The sequence below is a fragment of the Ruminiclostridium cellobioparum DSM 1351 = ATCC 15832 genome (assembly GCF_000621505.1).
Lineage (GTDB): Bacteria > Bacillota > Clostridia > Acetivibrionales > DSM-1351 > Ruminiclostridium > Ruminiclostridium cellobioparum.
Window position 1 is genome coordinate 166,569 of sequence record NZ_JHYD01000003.1, and the last position, 17,146, is coordinate 183,714.

At 39.8% G+C, this 17,146-nt stretch carries 20 protein-coding genes; 18 read left to right on the plus strand and 2 right to left on the minus strand.

Annotation, left to right across the window (positions count from 1 at the left end):
* Nucleotides 1-10: 10 nt before the first annotated feature.
* The 13 genes from T344_RS0104715 (at nt 11) to T344_RS0104775 (ending at nt 10,979) form a co-directional block, all read left to right on the plus strand.
* A complete protein-coding gene (locus T344_RS0104715; protein ID WP_027627750.1) occupies nt 11-1,960 on the plus strand; it encodes a stalk domain-containing protein in 1,950 nt (649 codons plus the stop codon).
* 28 nt (nt 1,961-1,988) lie between these two features.
* Entirely contained in the window at nt 1,989-3,278 is a 1,290-nt protein-coding gene (locus tag T344_RS0104720; RefSeq protein ID WP_027627751.1) for a replication-associated recombination protein A, read from the plus strand.
* The gene (locus T344_RS27605; RefSeq protein WP_034860610.1) at nt 3,278-3,544 is read left to right on the plus strand and encodes a hypothetical protein; all 267 of its coding nucleotides are present in this window, start codon (nt 3,278-3,280) and stop codon (nt 3,542-3,544) included. Before T344_RS0104720 ends, T344_RS27605 begins: the two co-directional genes overlap by 1 nt.
* Before the next feature lie 139 nt (nt 3,545-3,683).
* The gene (locus T344_RS0104730; RefSeq protein WP_027627752.1) at nt 3,684-3,965 is read left to right on the plus strand and encodes a YkuS family protein; all 282 of its coding nucleotides are present in this window, start codon (nt 3,684-3,686) and stop codon (nt 3,963-3,965) included.
* Nucleotides 3,966-4,100: 135 nt separating this feature from the next.
* Nucleotides 4,101-4,550: an RrF2 family transcriptional regulator gene (locus T344_RS0104735; RefSeq protein WP_004625670.1), complete on the plus strand. Its 450-nt coding sequence runs from the start codon at nt 4,101-4,103 to the stop codon at nt 4,548-4,550.
* A gap of 101 nt (nt 4,551-4,651) precedes the next feature.
* Nucleotides 4,652-5,833: a cysteine desulfurase NifS gene (gene nifS / locus T344_RS0104740; RefSeq protein WP_027627753.1), complete on the plus strand. Its 1,182-nt coding sequence runs from the start codon at nt 4,652-4,654 to the stop codon at nt 5,831-5,833.
* Between the two features lie 74 nt (nt 5,834-5,907).
* Nucleotides 5,908-6,366, plus strand: coding sequence for a Fe-S cluster assembly scaffold protein NifU (gene nifU, locus T344_RS0104745; protein WP_027627754.1), 459 nt, complete (start codon nt 5,908-5,910; stop codon nt 6,364-6,366).
* A 203-nt stretch (nt 6,367-6,569) separates the two neighbouring features.
* Nucleotides 6,570-7,649 carry a tRNA 2-thiouridine(34) synthase MnmA gene (gene mnmA, locus T344_RS0104750; protein ID WP_027627755.1) on the plus strand — a complete coding sequence of 360 codons (1,080 nt, stop codon included), beginning with the start codon at nt 6,570-6,572 and terminating at the stop codon, nt 7,647-7,649.
* Between the two features lie 111 nt (nt 7,650-7,760).
* Nucleotides 7,761-7,955 (plus strand): hypothetical protein, encoded by a 195-nt coding sequence (locus T344_RS0104755; RefSeq protein ID WP_027627756.1) that lies wholly within the window; start codon nt 7,761-7,763, stop codon nt 7,953-7,955.
* Nucleotides 7,956-8,475: 520 nt separating this feature from the next.
* On the plus strand, nt 8,476-8,973 hold the full coding sequence (locus T344_RS0104760) for a hypothetical protein (protein ID WP_027627757.1): 498 nt from the start codon (nt 8,476-8,478) through the stop codon (nt 8,971-8,973).
* Between the two features lie 399 nt (nt 8,974-9,372).
* The gene (locus tag T344_RS0104765; RefSeq protein WP_027627758.1) at nt 9,373-9,597 is read left to right on the plus strand and encodes a helix-turn-helix domain-containing protein; all 225 of its coding nucleotides are present in this window, start codon (nt 9,373-9,375) and stop codon (nt 9,595-9,597) included.
* Between the two features lie 82 nt (nt 9,598-9,679).
* Nucleotides 9,680-10,450: a GNAT family N-acetyltransferase gene (locus T344_RS0104770; protein ID WP_117407492.1), complete on the plus strand. Its 771-nt coding sequence runs from the start codon at nt 9,680-9,682 to the stop codon at nt 10,448-10,450.
* Between the two features lie 58 nt (nt 10,451-10,508).
* Nucleotides 10,509-10,979, plus strand: coding sequence for a GNAT family N-acetyltransferase (locus tag T344_RS0104775; protein ID WP_027627760.1), 471 nt, complete (start codon nt 10,509-10,511; stop codon nt 10,977-10,979).
* Nucleotides 10,980-11,000: 21 nt separating this feature from the next.
* Here the strand turns inward: T344_RS0104775 and T344_RS31700 are convergent, their stop codons facing one another.
* Nucleotides 11,001-11,132, minus strand: a complete 132-nt coding sequence (locus T344_RS31700) for a hypothetical protein (RefSeq protein ID WP_004625678.1) — start codon at nt 11,130-11,132, stop codon at nt 11,001-11,003.
* Between the two features lie 77 nt (nt 11,133-11,209).
* Nucleotides 11,210-12,013 (minus strand): histidinol-phosphatase HisJ family protein, encoded by an 804-nt coding sequence (locus T344_RS0104785; protein WP_027627761.1) that lies wholly within the window; start codon nt 12,011-12,013, stop codon nt 11,210-11,212.
* A gap of 209 nt (nt 12,014-12,222) precedes the next feature.
* Here T344_RS0104785 and T344_RS0104790 point away from each other — a divergent pair, with 209 nt between their 5' ends.
* The 5 genes from T344_RS0104790 (at nt 12,223) to efp (ending at nt 17,115) form a co-directional block, all read left to right on the plus strand.
* Entirely contained in the window at nt 12,223-13,659 is a 1,437-nt protein-coding gene (locus T344_RS0104790) for an aminopeptidase (RefSeq protein WP_027627762.1), read from the plus strand.
* 101 nt (nt 13,660-13,760) lie between these two features.
* Nucleotides 13,761-14,621 carry a TIM barrel protein gene (locus tag T344_RS0104795; protein ID WP_027627763.1) on the plus strand — a complete coding sequence of 287 codons (861 nt, stop codon included), beginning with the start codon at nt 13,761-13,763 and terminating at the stop codon, nt 14,619-14,621.
* Nucleotides 14,622-14,700: 79 nt separating this feature from the next.
* Nucleotides 14,701-15,147 (plus strand): type II 3-dehydroquinate dehydratase, encoded by a 447-nt coding sequence (aroQ, locus tag T344_RS0104800; RefSeq protein ID WP_027627764.1) that lies wholly within the window; start codon nt 14,701-14,703, stop codon nt 15,145-15,147.
* 155 nt (nt 15,148-15,302) lie between these two features.
* The gene (locus T344_RS0104805) at nt 15,303-16,370 is read left to right on the plus strand and encodes a M24 family metallopeptidase (RefSeq protein ID WP_117407495.1); all 1,068 of its coding nucleotides are present in this window, start codon (nt 15,303-15,305) and stop codon (nt 16,368-16,370) included.
* A 184-nt stretch (nt 16,371-16,554) separates the two neighbouring features.
* The gene (efp, locus tag T344_RS0104810) at nt 16,555-17,115 is read left to right on the plus strand and encodes an elongation factor P (RefSeq protein WP_027627766.1); all 561 of its coding nucleotides are present in this window, start codon (nt 16,555-16,557) and stop codon (nt 17,113-17,115) included.
* Nucleotides 17,116-17,146 lie beyond the last annotated feature (31 nt).

A 17,146-nucleotide genomic window follows, 5' to 3' on the forward strand; every position in this document is an offset into this window, starting at 1 on the left:
GTGACAGTTTATGAAAATTGGAAAAACTTTATTAAGTCTGCTTGTTGTGATTTCAATATTGGCAGCCTTCCTGACGAATACATATGCGGCCGGAAATGACAAACTGGTGCTTGAGCTCAGGGTGGGAAGTACTTCTGCCAAAGTTAACGGAACCGAATCAAAGGTTGAAAAACCTTATATGGTGAACAATTCGGCAATGGTACCTCTGGAATGGATCACAACAGCCGTCGGTGCCGAAGTAAACAAAAAGGATAAAGTTATTGAGGTCATATACGGTGAAATGAATGCTGAGATAACTGTCGGATCGGCAGAATATATCTACAATACCGAAAAGAAAAAAATGCCGGCAGCACCTGTTGTAAAAAACAAAGTAACTATGGTGCCTCTGGAGTTTATATCGGCCAGTTTTCCGGTTACTGTCACCAGTGATCTGAAAAAAGGCAGCATAAAGATAGTTCTTGAGGATGACGGGGCGCTAAGTGATTTATCCTTTCTCACCGGTGGCATTACCAGTCCGAAGGTGGGCAACAGCTTTTACGGCTGGAGTTTAAGTATACCCTCAGGATCAAGAATAATATCCAACAGCTTTAAATCCGATAAGGTCGGCATTACCAATGAGAGCAGGAGTCTTTATTTTGAGATAGCAGTGGAAAATAAGAATGGCAGAAAACTAAGCGAGCTGTATAACGATATACTGTACAACAGTTCGGTGAGAAGCTCAAAAATGGATCTTGCGGCCGCTGTTCCGTATTTTCAGTATACCAGGCTTTCAGAATATGATGAGTCCTTGCGTGTAAAAGTATTTGACAAGGGAGATTATTTCTATTATGTCACTATAAATTGTTATGATAATTCAGTCACACCTGAAAAGCTTTTAACAGACAAATATTATGAGAATATCATGAATTCCTTCAGTCTTAATTATAAAGGTGCGGTAAAAGGTGTGGAGGATATTTCCAGGGTGGTGCAGGGAAAGGCGAGTTTTTACAACTATGTGACTTTGAACCTGGATGCCAAATACCTGCCCTGGTCAATCAATGTACCTGCAAAATGGGATAAGGTATTGTCAAACGATGATCCCATGACGACCTGCCTTGGTCTGGACAGCAGGCACTATATGAGAATAACCATGAATACCCTGGGGGACAGCGGAAGTCTTGAGGAATATGCAGACAATATAAAGGAGAAATACAACAAATATTTCAATGCCAGGGTATATAAATTCATTTCCGATGAGAATGCCACAGCAGCAGGTGCTGAGGCCAGAAACCTTAAATTCAGCATAAAACAGGGAGATAAGGTCTATATTATGGATGAGTTATATTTTACCAAAGGAAGTTTTGTTTATGAAATAACAGTCAAGCTTCCTGAAGGCGAATACGACAAGCTTATAGGCCAGTTTAAAGAGACCATAGATCAAATGGACTTCTACTCTGTTGATGAAGGAAAATTTGAGAGTGATTTTGAAAAATATACCAATAAAAATGTCGGTATAAGAGTGTCACAGCAGGATGAATTGTTTGAGTATGTTAACAAAACCTTCAGCTGGAGTGTCAAACTGCCCGGTTACTGGACCAAATCAGGTGCCGGAGATGATAGCTCGGTCACTTTTACCGAGCCTGATACAAATGCAAGTGTAATGGTTTATGCGACCGAAAACTCATCATTGTCCAGGTCCCTCACCGACGAGGAGAAATTTGGTATAATGAAGGTTCTGAAAAAAGTATATGCTGCGACTCCGGTCCAGTCCTCTGTCAATGAAAAAGGTTATCAGATGAGGGTATATACATATAAGGTTGAAAGTGCAGATATGGATTTTTTTGCAGCAGTGACCTGCTATTGCTTTGAGGCCGGGGACTATTCGTACTGCTATATCAGTGTTGTTCCTGATCTTACGGCAACTGACAGGACAGTTAACGAAGTTAAAGATATCTGGAAGACCTTTATGATAAAAAAATAGGTTAAATAGGAGATTTTTAAGGAGTTTTATGAGAGAAAAGATACAGCCCCTGGCATACAGAATGGCGCCGAGGACTATTGAGGAATTTGTCGGACAGGGCCATATAATAGGCAGGGATAAAATGTTGTACAGGATGATCAAAGCGGATAGAATTACATCAATTATTCTATATGGCCCGCCAGGCACCGGAAAAACCTCACTGGCCAGGATCATTGCAAATACCACCCAGTCCAGCTTTGAAAAGCTTAATGCAGTAACTTCGGGCGTTGGTGATATAAAAAGAATTGCCGCCGACACCAAAAATTCAATGCTTAATCCAAATGGCAGAACGGTTTTGTTTATAGATGAGATCCACCGCTTCAATAAATCCCAGCAGGATGCACTTTTGCCTTATGTAGAGGACGGATCCATCGTACTGATAGGTGCAACTACCGAAAATCCTTTTTTTGAAGTAAACAAAGCGCTTATATCCAGATCAACGGTGTTTATGCTGAAGCCCCTTGAAAAAGAAGATATAAAAAAACTGCTTATAACCGCTATCAAGGATAATGAGAGGGGCCTGGGAAACTATAGTATAAATATCAGTGAGGAGGCGCTTGACTACCTGAGTGAGGTTTGTTCCGGTGATGCCCGTACGGCACTTAATTCCATAGAGCTGGCCGTACTTACCTCCGAACTTGGTGAGTACGGTGCTATAGATATAACTTTGAAAACAATTGAAGAGTGTGTTCAGAAAAAAGCAATCCGCTTTGATAAAAATGGTGAAGAGCATTATGATAATATCAGTGCCTTTATTAAATCCATGCGGGGAAGCAGCCCTGATGCAGCTGTATTCTACCTTGCAAGAGCGCTGTATGCAGGTGAGGATGTAGAATTCCTGGCAAGAAGAATAATAATATGCGCCTCAGAGGATGTGGGCATGGCAAATCCGACGGCACTCCAGGTTGCGGTGGCCGCGGCACAGGCGGTAAAGATGATTGGGATGCCCGAGGCCAGGATAATACTCGCTCATGCGGCAGTTACAGTTGCCTGCAGCCCCAAGTCAAATTCCGCATATATGGCCTTAAATAAAGCAATGGCTGATGTTGAATCAAAAAACACAGGGAGTGTCCCCATGCATTTGCGGAATGCCGCAGCAAAGGGCATGGAACAGCTGGGCTACGGACAGGGCTATAAATATGCACATGATTATAAAAATAATATCGTAAAGCAGGAATTTTTCCCTGAGGAAATGAAAGGGACACTTTATTACAACCCGACTGCAAACGGCTACGAAGCCAAAATAAAAGATTGGTTGGAGAAATGGAGAGAGCAGTGATGAAGAAAAGAGTACTGGCGTGGATACTCCTTGCAGGTTTTGTATTACTATTATTAAACATAGTGGTATTTCAGATTTTTCTCATGCAAAGTATTGCAGTATATGCAGTAATTGCAGTATGGTTTATTTTCACCAACAAGCCCCTGCCAAGCAATAAGATAATAAAAACAGGTGAAAATACCGCCGGAGATTTTCAGGGGGCTGATAATGAGAATCCCGATGAAGCAGAAAGTTCTCAGGAAAATGAGGATAATTCTGAAGAATAAAATCTCTGCAAAATAGAATAAATATTTTACCTCTGTAAATACTATCAGGGAATAACTTCAAGTAGAACAATTATTTTCTGGAAGTTAGTACTAAACATTGAAAATTGTTCCTTTAAATATTATTTTCGGAGGTGGAAATATGATAGTTGCAGTACAGTCAAATTTAACGGAGCTGTCAAAAGCCCTGTCCCAAAGAGGGTATAATGTGGTTGAGCTATATACTTACAGAAACCCTATAGATGCAGTTGTATATGAGGGGGGGCGTTTTGATTTTTCGGCAATAACTGAAGAAAATACAAACCCTGTTATGAGCACCAGCAGCAAATCCAGCTATGGTGTTTTTATTGTCTGCGCAAACGGAAAGAGCATAGATGAAATTGATTACATGCTGAAAAACAGGTGTTACAGCTCGTTTTTCTAGCGCATATAATTAATCTGAACAATAAAATAATTTAAGTAATTTCAAATAAATGTTACTATTTCTACTTGAATTCCTTTTTATGATATGGTAACATCAATAAAGTCTAGTAAATTAATTGGAATTAAGGTGATTAACTTGAAGGTTTCCACAAAGGGAAGATATGGTTTGAGGGCCATAGTTGATCTTGCCGTCCATGATAGGGAAGGGCAGGTATCTTTAAAAAGTGTTGCAGAAAGACAGGGTCTTTCCGAGAATTATCTGGAACAGCTTTTTTCGTCCTTGAAAAAGTCCGGCCTTGTCAAAAGCATCAGAGGGGCTCAAGGAGGTTACCTGCTTGCCAAGCCTGCTGAAAAAATTTTGGTGGGAGATGTTTTGAGATCCCTGGAGGGGACGCTTTGCCCGGTGGACTGCATAGATCTCGAAATGCCTGTCAGCTGCGATAAGGCTGATAGTTGTGTTACGGCTGCGGTTTGGGCCAAATTGAGGGATAAAATCAACGAGGTTGTTGATTCTATTACGGTAGCCGACCTTGTACAGCAGCACCAGGAAAAAACAAGAAATGATGATTATATTTATTACATATAATCCTGTTTTTATTGATTTTGTAAGGGTATATTATTAGGGAATACTTGAAGACTGATTCATATATTCTTTTTTAAGTTCAAATTTATAAGGGAGTGTTCGATATGGGAAACAGAGTTATTTATTTAGATCATGCAGCAACCACATATGTAAAGCCTGAAGTTTTTGAGACTATGAAGCCTTACTTCTGCGAGCAATTTGGTAATGCTTCTTCAATATATACTCTTGGCCGTGAAAGCAAGAAAGCAGTTGAAGAAGCCAGAGAAAAGGTTGCCAGGGCACTTGGAGCACAGGCCAGAGAGATTTACTTTACCGGCTCCGGAAGTGAAGCCGACAACTGGGCTATAAAAGGAATAGCAAGTGCCAACAAGAAAAAAGGCAATCATATTATTACGTCTGCCATAGAGCACCCTGCAATAATGAATTCCTGCAAATACTTGGAGAGCGAAGGGTTTGAAGTAACCTATCTGCCTGTTGACAGCGACGGAGTTGTATCACTGGAAGATTTAAAAAAGGCTGTAAAGGATACAACCATTCTTATCAGTATAATGTTTGCAAATAATGAAATAGGTACCATTCAGCCTATAACAGAAATAGGCGCTTTTGCCCGTGAAAAGGGCATTTATTTTCACACTGATGCTGTACAGGCAATAGGAAATGTTGCCATAGATGTAGAGAAGATGAATATCGACCTTTTATCTCTGTCAAGCCACAAGTTCTACGGACCTAAGGGTGTAGGCGCCCTGTATGTAAGAAAAGGTGTAAAGATTTCCTCCTTCATACATGGCGGAGCACAGGAAAGAGGCAAGAGGGCAAGTACCGAAAACCTGCCGGGTATTATCGGGCTGGGTAAGGCGATAGAGCTTGCGGTTGAAAATATGGATGCCTACAACAAAAAGCTTATGGACTTAAGAGAACAAACAATAGAGGGTCTTATGGCGAGAATTCCCTATATCAGGTTGAATGGCCATAGAACCAACAGGCTGCCGGGCAATGTAAATATTTCATTCCAATATATAGAAGGCGAATCACTCCTGTTAATGCTCGATATGATCGGAGTTTGCGGTTCCAGCGGGTCGGCCTGTTCTTCAGGTTCCCTTGATCCTTCACATGTTTTGATGGCTATTGGTCTTCCCCATGAAATTGCTCACGGTTCACTGAGATTGACATTTGGTGAGGAAAATACCCAGGAGGATGTTGATTTTTTACTTGAGGAAATTCCTAAAATAGTGAGCAAGTTGAGGGATATGTCGCCATTATACGAAGCAATCAAGAATAAAAAGTAATATATGTTACACTGTTATCAATTTATAGGCATTTAATCAAAGTTAATCATATGTGAGAAAAGAGGTTATGTTAAATGTATAGTGAAAAAGTCATGGACCATTTTTCAAATCCAAGGAATGTTGGAGAAATTGAAGATGCAAATGGTGTTGGTCAGGTTGGAAATGCAAAATGCGGAGATATCATGAAAATGTATCTTAAAATAGAGGATAATATCATAGTTGACGCAAAGTTCAAAACTTTTGGCTGCGGGGCTGCAGTAGCAACCAGCAGTATGGCCACCGAGCTTGTAAAGGGCAAAACTGTTGAGGAAGCTATGAAAATAACAAATAAAGCTGTTGCTGAAGCACTTGATGGATTGCCGCCTGCAAAAATGCACTGTTCAAATCTTGCAGAGGAAGCTATTGCCGCCGCATTGGAGGATTACAGGAGAAAGAACGGCCAGGCACCCGATGAAAGCGTGGACTGTGACGGCTGCTGCAATAGCTGTTATCACAGCCATGGACGTGAAGAAGATTTTGATGATGAAGACTAATGAGCTGTAACATCTAAAAAGTCATATTGTCCGTTGGAAATTAACCGCCGGCTATGTATGAATTAGATGATATGGACTAGTATATAACTCTGAATTAATTAAAAAATGGTTAAATAATAAATGATATTCCGGTTATTATTTAACCATTTTTTAACGTACGGTTTAACGTACGGTGAATTTTTTTAGTATGGGAGATTGAGGTAATGAGCTCAAGAAAGGTTATGCTTGGAATGAGCGGCGGCGTTGACAGTTCTGTTGCAGCCGCCATTTTGTTGCAGCAGGGCTATGAGGTAATAGGCGTAACGCTTCAGATATGGCAGGATATGGATGAAGAAGCGAAAAAATCAGAGGGCGGCTGCTGTTCACTGTCTGCCGTTGATGATGCGCGGAGAGTTGCAAACAAGCTTGGAATACCCTATTATGTTTTAAACTTCAAGGATATATTCAACAAAACCGTTATTGAATATTTCAAGGAAGAGTATTTTAAAGGACGTACCCCCAACCCTTGTATTGCCTGCAACAGGCATGTCAAATGGCAGGCCATGCTTGACAAGGCTGTTGCAATGGGAATTGACTATATCGCCACAGGCCATTATGCAAAGGTAATGCTTGACCCTGCGTCGGGAAGGTACATTCTTAAGAAATCTGTGACTGATAAAAAGGATCAGACTTATGCACTGTATAATCTGACGCAGGAGCAGCTGGGAAGGACCCTGATGCCGGTAGGAGACTATTCAAAGGAACAGATTAGGGAGATAGCAAAGGAAATAGGGCTTTCTGTGGCGACAAAGCCCGACAGCCAGGAAATCTGCTTTATAAACGATAATGATTATGGAAGATTCCTGAGTGAAAACAGTGATAAAAAAATTGTTCCCGGGAAGTTTGTTGATACAAAAGGAAATGTACTGGGCACACATAAGGGAATAGTGCATTACACGGTAGGTCAGAGAAAGGGGCTTGGCATAGCCTTTGGAAAACCTATGTTTGTTGTGGCACTGGATGCGGAAAACAACAGGGTTGTTCTCGGTGACGACAATGAAGTGTTTTCAGATACGCTTACAGCTTCGGACTTAAATTTTATTTCAATAGAGAAACCTGTTGACGGTATGAGAGTCAATGCTAAAATACGGTACTCAGCGAAGGAGGCGCCTGCTACAATCCGTGTTATTGGCGGTCAGAAAATCCGTGTGGTTTTTGATACTCCCCAAAGAGCCATTACGCCCGGACAGTCGGTAGTTTTCTATAATGATGATGTAGTAGTCGGCGGAGGAACGATAGATTAAAAACAAAAAAAGACACATATAAAATAATAATTTGCAGACATTAATAATTGATTTTATTTCATTGGAGTCAGCAGATTGATTTTCGGCTGGTTCCAAAGAGGAGGGATTCTTTTGCGCGAAGGACTTTTTCCTGCCGTTTTGGGAACAGCAGTTACGGCAACTGGATTGGCAATGCGAGGCTATGACATGAAAATGAAAAAACATAGAATGACCAAGCGTGATTCAACGGTTGCAATCGGCGCTGGCATAATTGGTTTTGGATTGGCCCACGTAGTATTAGGTTCCATTGACCTTATTCAGAAATAAATCAGAGGGGTGCGAAAGCACCCCTTTCCATATTATCTGCCTGTTCCTGAGTTACCTATGCCTTTTCTATGGTCTTCACATTCGTACACTTTTGCACATCTTCGTATATTTCCACTCCTCAATTGTAAAATGAATTTCCATATTTTACTCTTTAATTTTATTTTTATTGCCTTAACAGGGAATATGGCTTTTTCCCTTACAAATTATAGGTTGACCTTAAATTCATTTCTGGTTTTTATACACTTTTTTATGTCTAAGCAACGTCATTATAGCCAATTTTCTGAAAAAATAGTACTTAGGAGCTAGATTCTTCTTTACAAAACGGGATTTTGATTACAAAATCAGAAACTCGTTTTCAAATTGGGATTCTCGCGTTGCAAATGGGAATCTCGTACTACAATTCATATTTTCATATCATTTTTCAATATTTAATGATAAACGTTAAAAATATATTGACTTTCATTATAGCCAGGTATTACAATTTAATTAGAAATAATATCCAATTGTGGAGGAAAATTAAATGAGTGAAGAATTTAAAGATGCATTGATTGAATGTGAAAAGGAGCCGGAGGTAAAATTCAGCATACCTTTTAAATTGATTTTGGCCATATCGATATGTGTGACGGGATTAGTAACTTTAATTGGAATTTTATTTTTTATATCCGGTAGTATTGACAAAATGTGGTCAACAAATCAAATAAATATATTTTTATATGATTCTTTATTTTTTATAAGTACATTTTGTTGTTTTATATCGTTGATCGGTATAGCCGTTATTAAAAAACCGTTTTCAAAAATTTTAGTTTGGTGTACCATGATAATCGGTGTGCTTATTCTCTTATCAGCGTTTATGTTCCCTCGTTTCAAAGGATATAACTGTAACTTTACACTTTATAGCAAAGGAAGTTTTATTTTAGCTGATGGAAAGCTTTTTATGATCGGAATCCTTGGCATTTTATTTTCAATGGTAATAAAATACGGCTTCATATATCAGAAACGTTGGGATACTACCATTTAATAAAATTAACCTGTTGTGCTATTAAAATTTTGTTTTGCTTCATAGATAGCTCTATTTGGAATCAACTGGTACGAGAGGACAACTTCATAAAATAAGATGCACGGTTAAAAACAATTACGATAAATTGTCGACGAAGTTAAAGCGGTTTTGCCGGCAAAGCAGCAGGATGCTGCTTTGAGCTTCAAATCGAGACAGGATGTCGAGTTTGAGCGACCACAAAACTGCTTTAACTGAGGCTATACAATTTGCGTAATCGTTTTGGGTGCATTCTTATTTTATGAAGTTAGTACGAAAGTTACCAGTTGAAATAAAAAAATAATGTAAAGCAAAATTTAAATTAATCAGCATAACGCAAAAAAATAGCAACACTATAATATTGAAAGCATACAGGGAGATATTATGGCTATTATATTAAGACTGGACAGGGTTATGGCAGACAGAAAAATAACATTGAATGAGCTTGCTCAGAAAGTCGGAATTTCATATGTCAATTTGTCAAATTTAAAAACAGGAAAAGTAAGGGCTATTCGTTTTTCTTCACTGGATGCCATATGTGATGTTCTGGATTGCCAGCCCGGAGATATTATTGAGTATAGAAGAGAGGCCGGAAAAAATGATTTGTGATTTCATGGGTGGAGATATGGACGGTAGACATTGCTTTTTATCATAAAGTATATTGCACTTATAGAAGATATGGGGGATAACAATGTATCATTTGAAAAAACATGAAATGGATAAAATAGCTCCGTTCTTTGAGGGCTGGAAGGAAACCTTAATATGGTCATGTCTGCATGGCATAATGGGAAATGCCTGGGTGGATAAAGCAGAACAGCCGGAAGCTGCTCAGATCATAACCGGGGATTTTTGCTTTTTTGCAGGTATTCCGGATATTGAACTGGTAAAAAATATACCTGATGATTTTTCGGCACAAAATATTTTAATGGTTCCACGGGACGATGAGTGGGCCGGTCTGATTGAAACAGCATATAAAAACAGATTTGATAAATTCATGAGATATGCTATAAAAAAGGAACCCGGGGTATTTGACAGGCAAAAGTTAAATGCTTATATTGAAAAACTTTCACCAGAATATACAATAAAAATGATTGATGAGGAAATTTTTCAAAAGGCAGGGTCAGAAGGCTGGTCAAAAGACTTGTGTTCCCAATTTCCGGGCTACAGGGAATTTGAAAGATATGGTCTGGGAGCGGTAATCCTTCACGGCGGAGAGCTGGTGTCGGGTGCAGCTTCGTATACGGTATATAACGGGGGTATAGAAATTGAAATAGATACAAAGCCGGAATACCGCAGAAAAGGCCTGGCTCTTGCCTGCGCGTCAAAATTGATACTGGAGTGTCTGGACAGAAATCTTTATCCCAGCTGGGATGCCGCAAACAGGGAATCCGTGGCTTTGTCCGAAAAATTAGGATATCATTTCGACAGGGAGTATGTCACTTACTCGGTACCGGTGAAATAAAATCGTACAATATGAAAAAGTCTGGAAATACAGTTAAGAGGCAGGAGAATACTAAAATATGGATGTAAGTATAATAAAAGCTGAAAACAAGCATTTGAATGACTGTATAATTGCTTTGCAGAAATCGGAACTGGGAAAAATATATTTCTCAGCTGAGAATAAAGCATTGAATGCCATAAGCGAGGGTATATGGAAGGGGGAAATAAGTGTTGCCGTTAACAGGGATAACATTGTTTTAGGTTTCATGTGGATTATTGAAAACGGAGCTTTTCACAGTTTTCCCTACCTGCATATTGTCGCGGTAAAAGAAGAGTTCCGGGGCCTTGGGATAGGAAAGGAGTTTTTAAATTACATGGAAAGGGTATGTAATTCCTCCAGGCTGTTTCTTGTTGTTGCGGATTTTAATCCCGGTGCAAAAAGGTTTTATATAAAAAATGGATTTAAGGAAGTGGGACGTATTCCTGATCTATATAAAAATGGGGTTGTAGAATCCTTGATGATGAAGGAACTTCAGGGAAAAAAGCTTTAGAAAGTAAAAAAGCCCTTTTCACTAGGCTGTTTCAACTGCTTCTGAGGTATTGGCGGAAGTGTTTGCGTGAGATTGTTTTTCAAAAACATCAAAGCATTCGCTCAGGCAATCCTCAATAACGTCGGGATTAATAAATACGTTATCCTTATTCAATTTTATCACCTTCTTTCTACTACAATATTTACTATATACCCATTACAGCTAAATTGCAATGGGATATTATGTTAAATTTATATTAATAATTTTTCAAATACCGGCTTTCTTTTCTCAAAATGAGCAACATATTTAAAACCTATGTCTTTCAGACGAACAAGGGCTTCTTTGAAACTATGGCCAAGATGCTCGGTAAAGTGGGCGTCGGAACCTACGGTTATTATTTCTCCTCCAAGTTCAAAATATCTTTTGAATACATCATAACCGGGAATAGGCTGTTTCAAATCGGAACGCAGGCCAGAGGTATTTATTTCAATGCCTTTGCCCCTGGCGATGACGGCTTTCAGTATTTGATCCAGCAAATCATTGTAATCGGCATATCTTAACGGCTTGTCCTCAAAGTCTCCATAACGTGCAGCATATCCGATATGGCCGATGACATCATAGTTGTCATATGCTCCCACCGAAACCAGGATTTCCTCCAGATAGCGCTCATAAGACTGCTGCTGGGTCCGCCCTCTGAAAAATGCACCTGTATACGGATCCATATGGTCAATAATATGGACGGAATTTATGACAAAGTCAAAAGGATATTTCAGCAAAACACTGTTTATGGGCTCCAGAACCTGCGGCTGGAAGCCCATTTCGACGCCTGTCAGCACAACAAGCTTTTCTTTCCATCCAGCTTTTAGTGCAGCGAAGGCTTCAAAATATTTATCGAAATTTATTAAGAAGCTTTCGTCAAAGTCAGGATAGTCATAATCCACATGATCGGTAAACACAACTCCGGTCAAACCTATTTCAACAGCTCTTTTACAAGCTTCCTCGGCGTCCATTTTGGAATCTGTAGAAAATTTTGAATGAATATGATTGTCAAACATTGTAACTTTCTCCTTTGGTAAGTATAATAAAACTGAATAAGTTATCCGGATTTGTGTTATTATACATTGATTTGGATATCTTAAATATATAGATACAGATAATATTATTAAAAAATCTTAAATTAATGTCTTAAATAATGTTATCAATTTTTTTAATTTAAGTCAAAATAATGGGATAAGCATACATGGTATGCGGATGGGAGATTGTCATGAGTGAAGAAAAATCACAAGCAGAGCTGTTGAAGGAAAAGCTTTCCTACCAGCCCAGGAATGCATGGGAACACAGTGAAAAAGAAATAAGGGATGCCTTTGACCTTTGTGAAAATTACAAGGAATATTTAGATAAAGGTAAAACAGAAAGAGAGTTTGCAGCTATTGTAGAAAAGGAGTTAATTAAAAACGGTTATCAGAACCTGCAAACTTTATTCAAGCAGGGCAAAAGATTAAACAGGGGAGCCAGGGTCTATTACATAAATAGGCATAAGGCGGTTGCTTTCGCAATAATCGGCGATAAACCGGTCATTGACGGTATTAACATGGTAGGGGCTCATATTGATTCCCCACGACTGGATATCAAACAGAATCCACTGTATGAAGATTCAGGCCTTGTTCTGCTTAAGACACATTACTATGGCGGAATAAAGAAATATCAATGGGTTGCTATCCCATACTCCCTCCACGGGGTTGTTGTCAAGGCCGACGGAACAAAAATTGAAATATGCATTGGAGAAGATGAAGCGGATCCTGTATTTACAATAACAGACCTTCTTCCTCATCTGGCACAGGACCAGATGCAGAAGAAGGCAACCGAAGTTGTAGCCGGAGAGAACCTGAATGTATTGATAGGCTCCAGACCGTATAATGATAAGAAGGTAAAGGACAAAATCAAGCTGAACATACTAAAAATTCTCAATGAAAAATACGGCATGGTTGAGGAGGATTTTCTTTCTGCCGAGCTGGAGGCTGTTCCTGCGTTCAAGGCAAAGGACATCGGACTTGACAGAAGCATGGTGGGAGCATACGGACAGGATGACAGGGTGTGCGCTTATACTTGTTTGAAGGCAATGATGGATGCAAAGCCGGCAGATAAGACCGCACTGTGTATACTGACCGACAAGGAGGAGATCGGAAGCACGGGAAATACAGGAGCTCAATCCAATTTTCTCAGGAGTTTCATTTCAAAGTTGATTTATTTGACAAACAGCAATTATTCGGATATTTTGCTGAACCAATGCCTGGAAAATTCCATGATGTTATCGGCTGATGTCAACCCTGCCGTTGATCCGGCATATCAGGAGGTTCAGGAAAAGAGAAATGCCTCATACATGGGCAATGGGGTTTTAATCCAGAAGTATACCGGTTCAAGGGGAAAATATGATGCCAGTGATGCAAATGCAGAGGTGGTCGGACTAATAAGGAAGCTTTTCAATGAAAAAGGAATAATCTGGCATACCTCCGAGATGGGAAAGGTTGACCAGGGCGGAGGAGGTACCATAGCACAGTATGTTGCAAACCTTGGCGTTGAAGTACTTGACTGCGGAGTACCGCTGCTTTCAATGCATTCCCCTGTGGAGGTTACCAGTAAGATAGATGTTTATATGTTCTACAAGGCTATGAGGGTTTTCCTGGAAAGCAATCTGGACTGAAATTTTTATAGTGGTTTTAACTATCTGCAATATGTGAATTGCAATATATCAATTGGATGTTAGCGACTAATGAAGCTAAACTGCATTTTAAGGAGAAAAACATGATAAAATTTGGACCTTCCGGAAATTCTGACAGCTTTTATGAACAAGGCTACAAATCATCTTCACAAATGCCTGCGTGGCTGGCCGGGATGGGTCTGGACGCATACGAATACTCCTGTACCAAGGGTGTGAATGTGGGTGAGGCAACTGCAACCGAAATCGGCCGGCAGGCAAAGGATAACAACATATTTTTAAGTATACACGCCCCATATTATATAAACATGGCCAGTGAGGAAGAGGAAAAGAGAGAGAATTCAAAGAGATATATTCTGGAAACACTCAGAGCAGCAAAATGGATGGACGCTAAAAGAATTGTCGTGCATACCGGCTCCTGCAGCAAGGTGGGAAGAGAGACTGCTCTGAAGTATGCTCTGCAGATATTGCAGGAAACACTGGAACTCTCTGATGCTGCAGGTTACGGAGACGTGCACATCTGCCCCGAGGTGCTGGGAAAGCACAATCAACTGGGCACTATAGAAGAGGTACTGGAAATGTGCAAGGTCGATGAAAGGATCATCCCCACCATCGATTTTGGACATGTACACGCCCGTGGGCTTGGAAGGCTTAATTCCGAAGAGGATTTTGCAGCTGTGATAGACATAATTGAAAACTCAATCGGCAAGGAAAGAACGAGAAATATTCACTGTCATTTCAGCAGAATCGAGTTTTCAAAAGGGGGAGAAAAAAGACACTGGAATTTTTCTGACAGACAGTATGGACCGGAGTTTGAACATCTGGCCCCAATACTTGTCAAAAGAAAAATGGAGCCTGTAATTATTTGTGAGTCAAGAGGAATGATGGCCGAGGATGCCCTTGAAATGAAAAGGCTTTATTTGCAGGCCAAAAAAAAATATGAATAGTCAGAGACCGGCAGCTTGAATGTACGTATTATGGGCTTTTGTCGGTGACTGCAGGAAAATATTGACATGGAGGTTAACAATGAAAAAAGTATTGGTTGTAAACGGTCCCAATTTAAATCTGTTGGGAGTCCGGGAAAAAGGAGTTTATGGAAGTGAAACGCTTCTGGACATTGCAAAGGCAGTGAATATCACCTCAGAGCAGCTGGGGCTTGAAACCGACTTTATCCAGAGCAACCATGAGGGAGAGATTATTGACAGGCTGCATGCTGCAAGGGGAGTTTACCAAGCTGTGATAATCAATGCAGGAGCGTATACCCATTACAGCATAGCTATCAGAGATGCCATAAAGTCAATTGAGATACCTACAATTGAGATACATCTCTCGAATATACATAGCAGGGAAGAATTCAGGCATATATCTGTAATAGCGCCTGTGTGTGCAGGACAGATATGCGGTTTTGGAAAAATGAGCTATATTCTGGCTTTGCATGCGGCAGCAAACCTGAACGGCTATATATACGGCTGATAACAAAGCAATTATATAAGAGATAATTGAAGGCATGATTGAAGGCATAATTAAAGAAATATTAATAAGAAATAATTATAAGAATTGAATTACAAAAAATAATAGAGTATGCGCTTATGACGCAGATTGGAGCTGGAATGTTTAATATTAATAACATGCAGAACAGACTTGAAAAATTCAGAACAAAACTTGACGGCATGCAGCTGGATGCCGCATTGATAACCAAAAGGGAAAACTACATGTATCTTTCGGGTTTCACAGGTACATCGGCAAATTTGGTTATAACACCAAACAAGGCATATTTGCTTACCGATTTCAGGTATGCCGAACAATCTTCAAAGCAGGCCCCCCTATTTGAGATAATCCAGCATAAACAGGATATAAATGAAACAATAATGGAGTTGATCAATTCTGAAAATATAAGAGCCATTGGTTTTGAAGATCAGTCGGTAAGCTACTCCGAATATGAGGTTCTGGCAGGGAAGCTCAAGGGCACTGTGCTTAAAGGTATGGGTCCGGTGGTTGATGAAATGAGAAGTATAAAGGACGAGCAGGAAATAGAAATAATCGCCAAAGCCGTTAAGATAGCTGATGATGCATTAATGCAGGTACTTCCGTTAATAAAGCCGGGAATCACCGAACTGGATGTGGCTGCTGAGCTGGAATACAGAATGAAGAAGCTGGGAGCAGCCGGTCCGTCCTTTGAAACAATCGTAGCCTCGGGATTGAGATCCTCAATGCCCCATGGCGTGGCGTCCCCAAAAAAGCTGGAACTGGGTGATACTATAACCATGGATTTCGGAGCCCTGTACAACCATTACTGCTCGGATATAACCAGGACGGTATTCCTGGGACAGCCCGACAAAAGATTGCTGGATATCTATAATGTTGTTTTGGAGGCGCAGCTGGCTGCAGAAAAAGGAGCGGTAAGAGGCAGAACCGGCAGGGAAGTTGACAAGATTGCAAGAGATATCATTTATGGAAAGGGTTTTGAAGGAAAATTCGGACATGGACTGGGACACAGTTTGGGGCTTGAAATTCATGAAAATCCAAGGCTTTCGGTGGGCGGACATAAGGTGCTTGAAAACAATATGGCAGTTACTGTCGAACCTGGAATATATGTTGAGGGTTTAGGCGGTGTCAGAATTGAAGATACTATCATTATAAGAGATCAAACTCCGCAGATTTTAACCCAGGCTCCAAAAGAAATCATCATACTGTGAAAATGAGAGATTTAAGTATTAAATTAAACAGAAATAAAGTATTTGGTGATTAAATTCGAAAATTTACTTGCCTAAACGTTAAAATTAATTTAATATAAACTAGGAACAATTAAACATAAAAAATTCTTTATGTTATTTATTAATTCATAAAATGTAAATTTTATTTATATCATGGAGGTAAGATATGATAGTAGCAGGCGATTTTAGAAACGGTGTGACCTTTGAACTGGATAATAATATATTTCAGGTTGTGGAATTCCAGCACGTTAAACCTGGTAAAGGTGCCGCTTTCGTAAGAACAAAGCTGAAGAATATAGTAACCGGTGCAACAGTTGAAAGAACATTCAATCCAACCGATAAAATGCCAAAAGCTCATATTGAAAGAAAAGATATGCAGTACCTTTACAACGATGGCGATTTGTACTATTTCATGGATGTCGAATCCTATGAGCAGCTTCCTATAAACAAGGCTGCAATAGGAAACACTCTTGATCTCGTCAAGGAAAATGAAGTAGTCAGGATACTTTCACACAAGGGAAATGTATTCGGAATTGAGCCGCCAACCTTTGTAGAGCTTGAAGTTACCCAGACTGATCCCGGCTTCAAGGGTGATACTGCCACCGGTGCTACAAAACCTGCTACTGTTGAAACAGGAGCTGTTATAAAAGTTCCGCTTTTTGTTAATACTGGAGATGTTATAAGAATAGATACCAGAACAAATGAATACATGGAAAGAGTAAAATAATTAAATATACACAAGTAAAAATGAGGAGGTA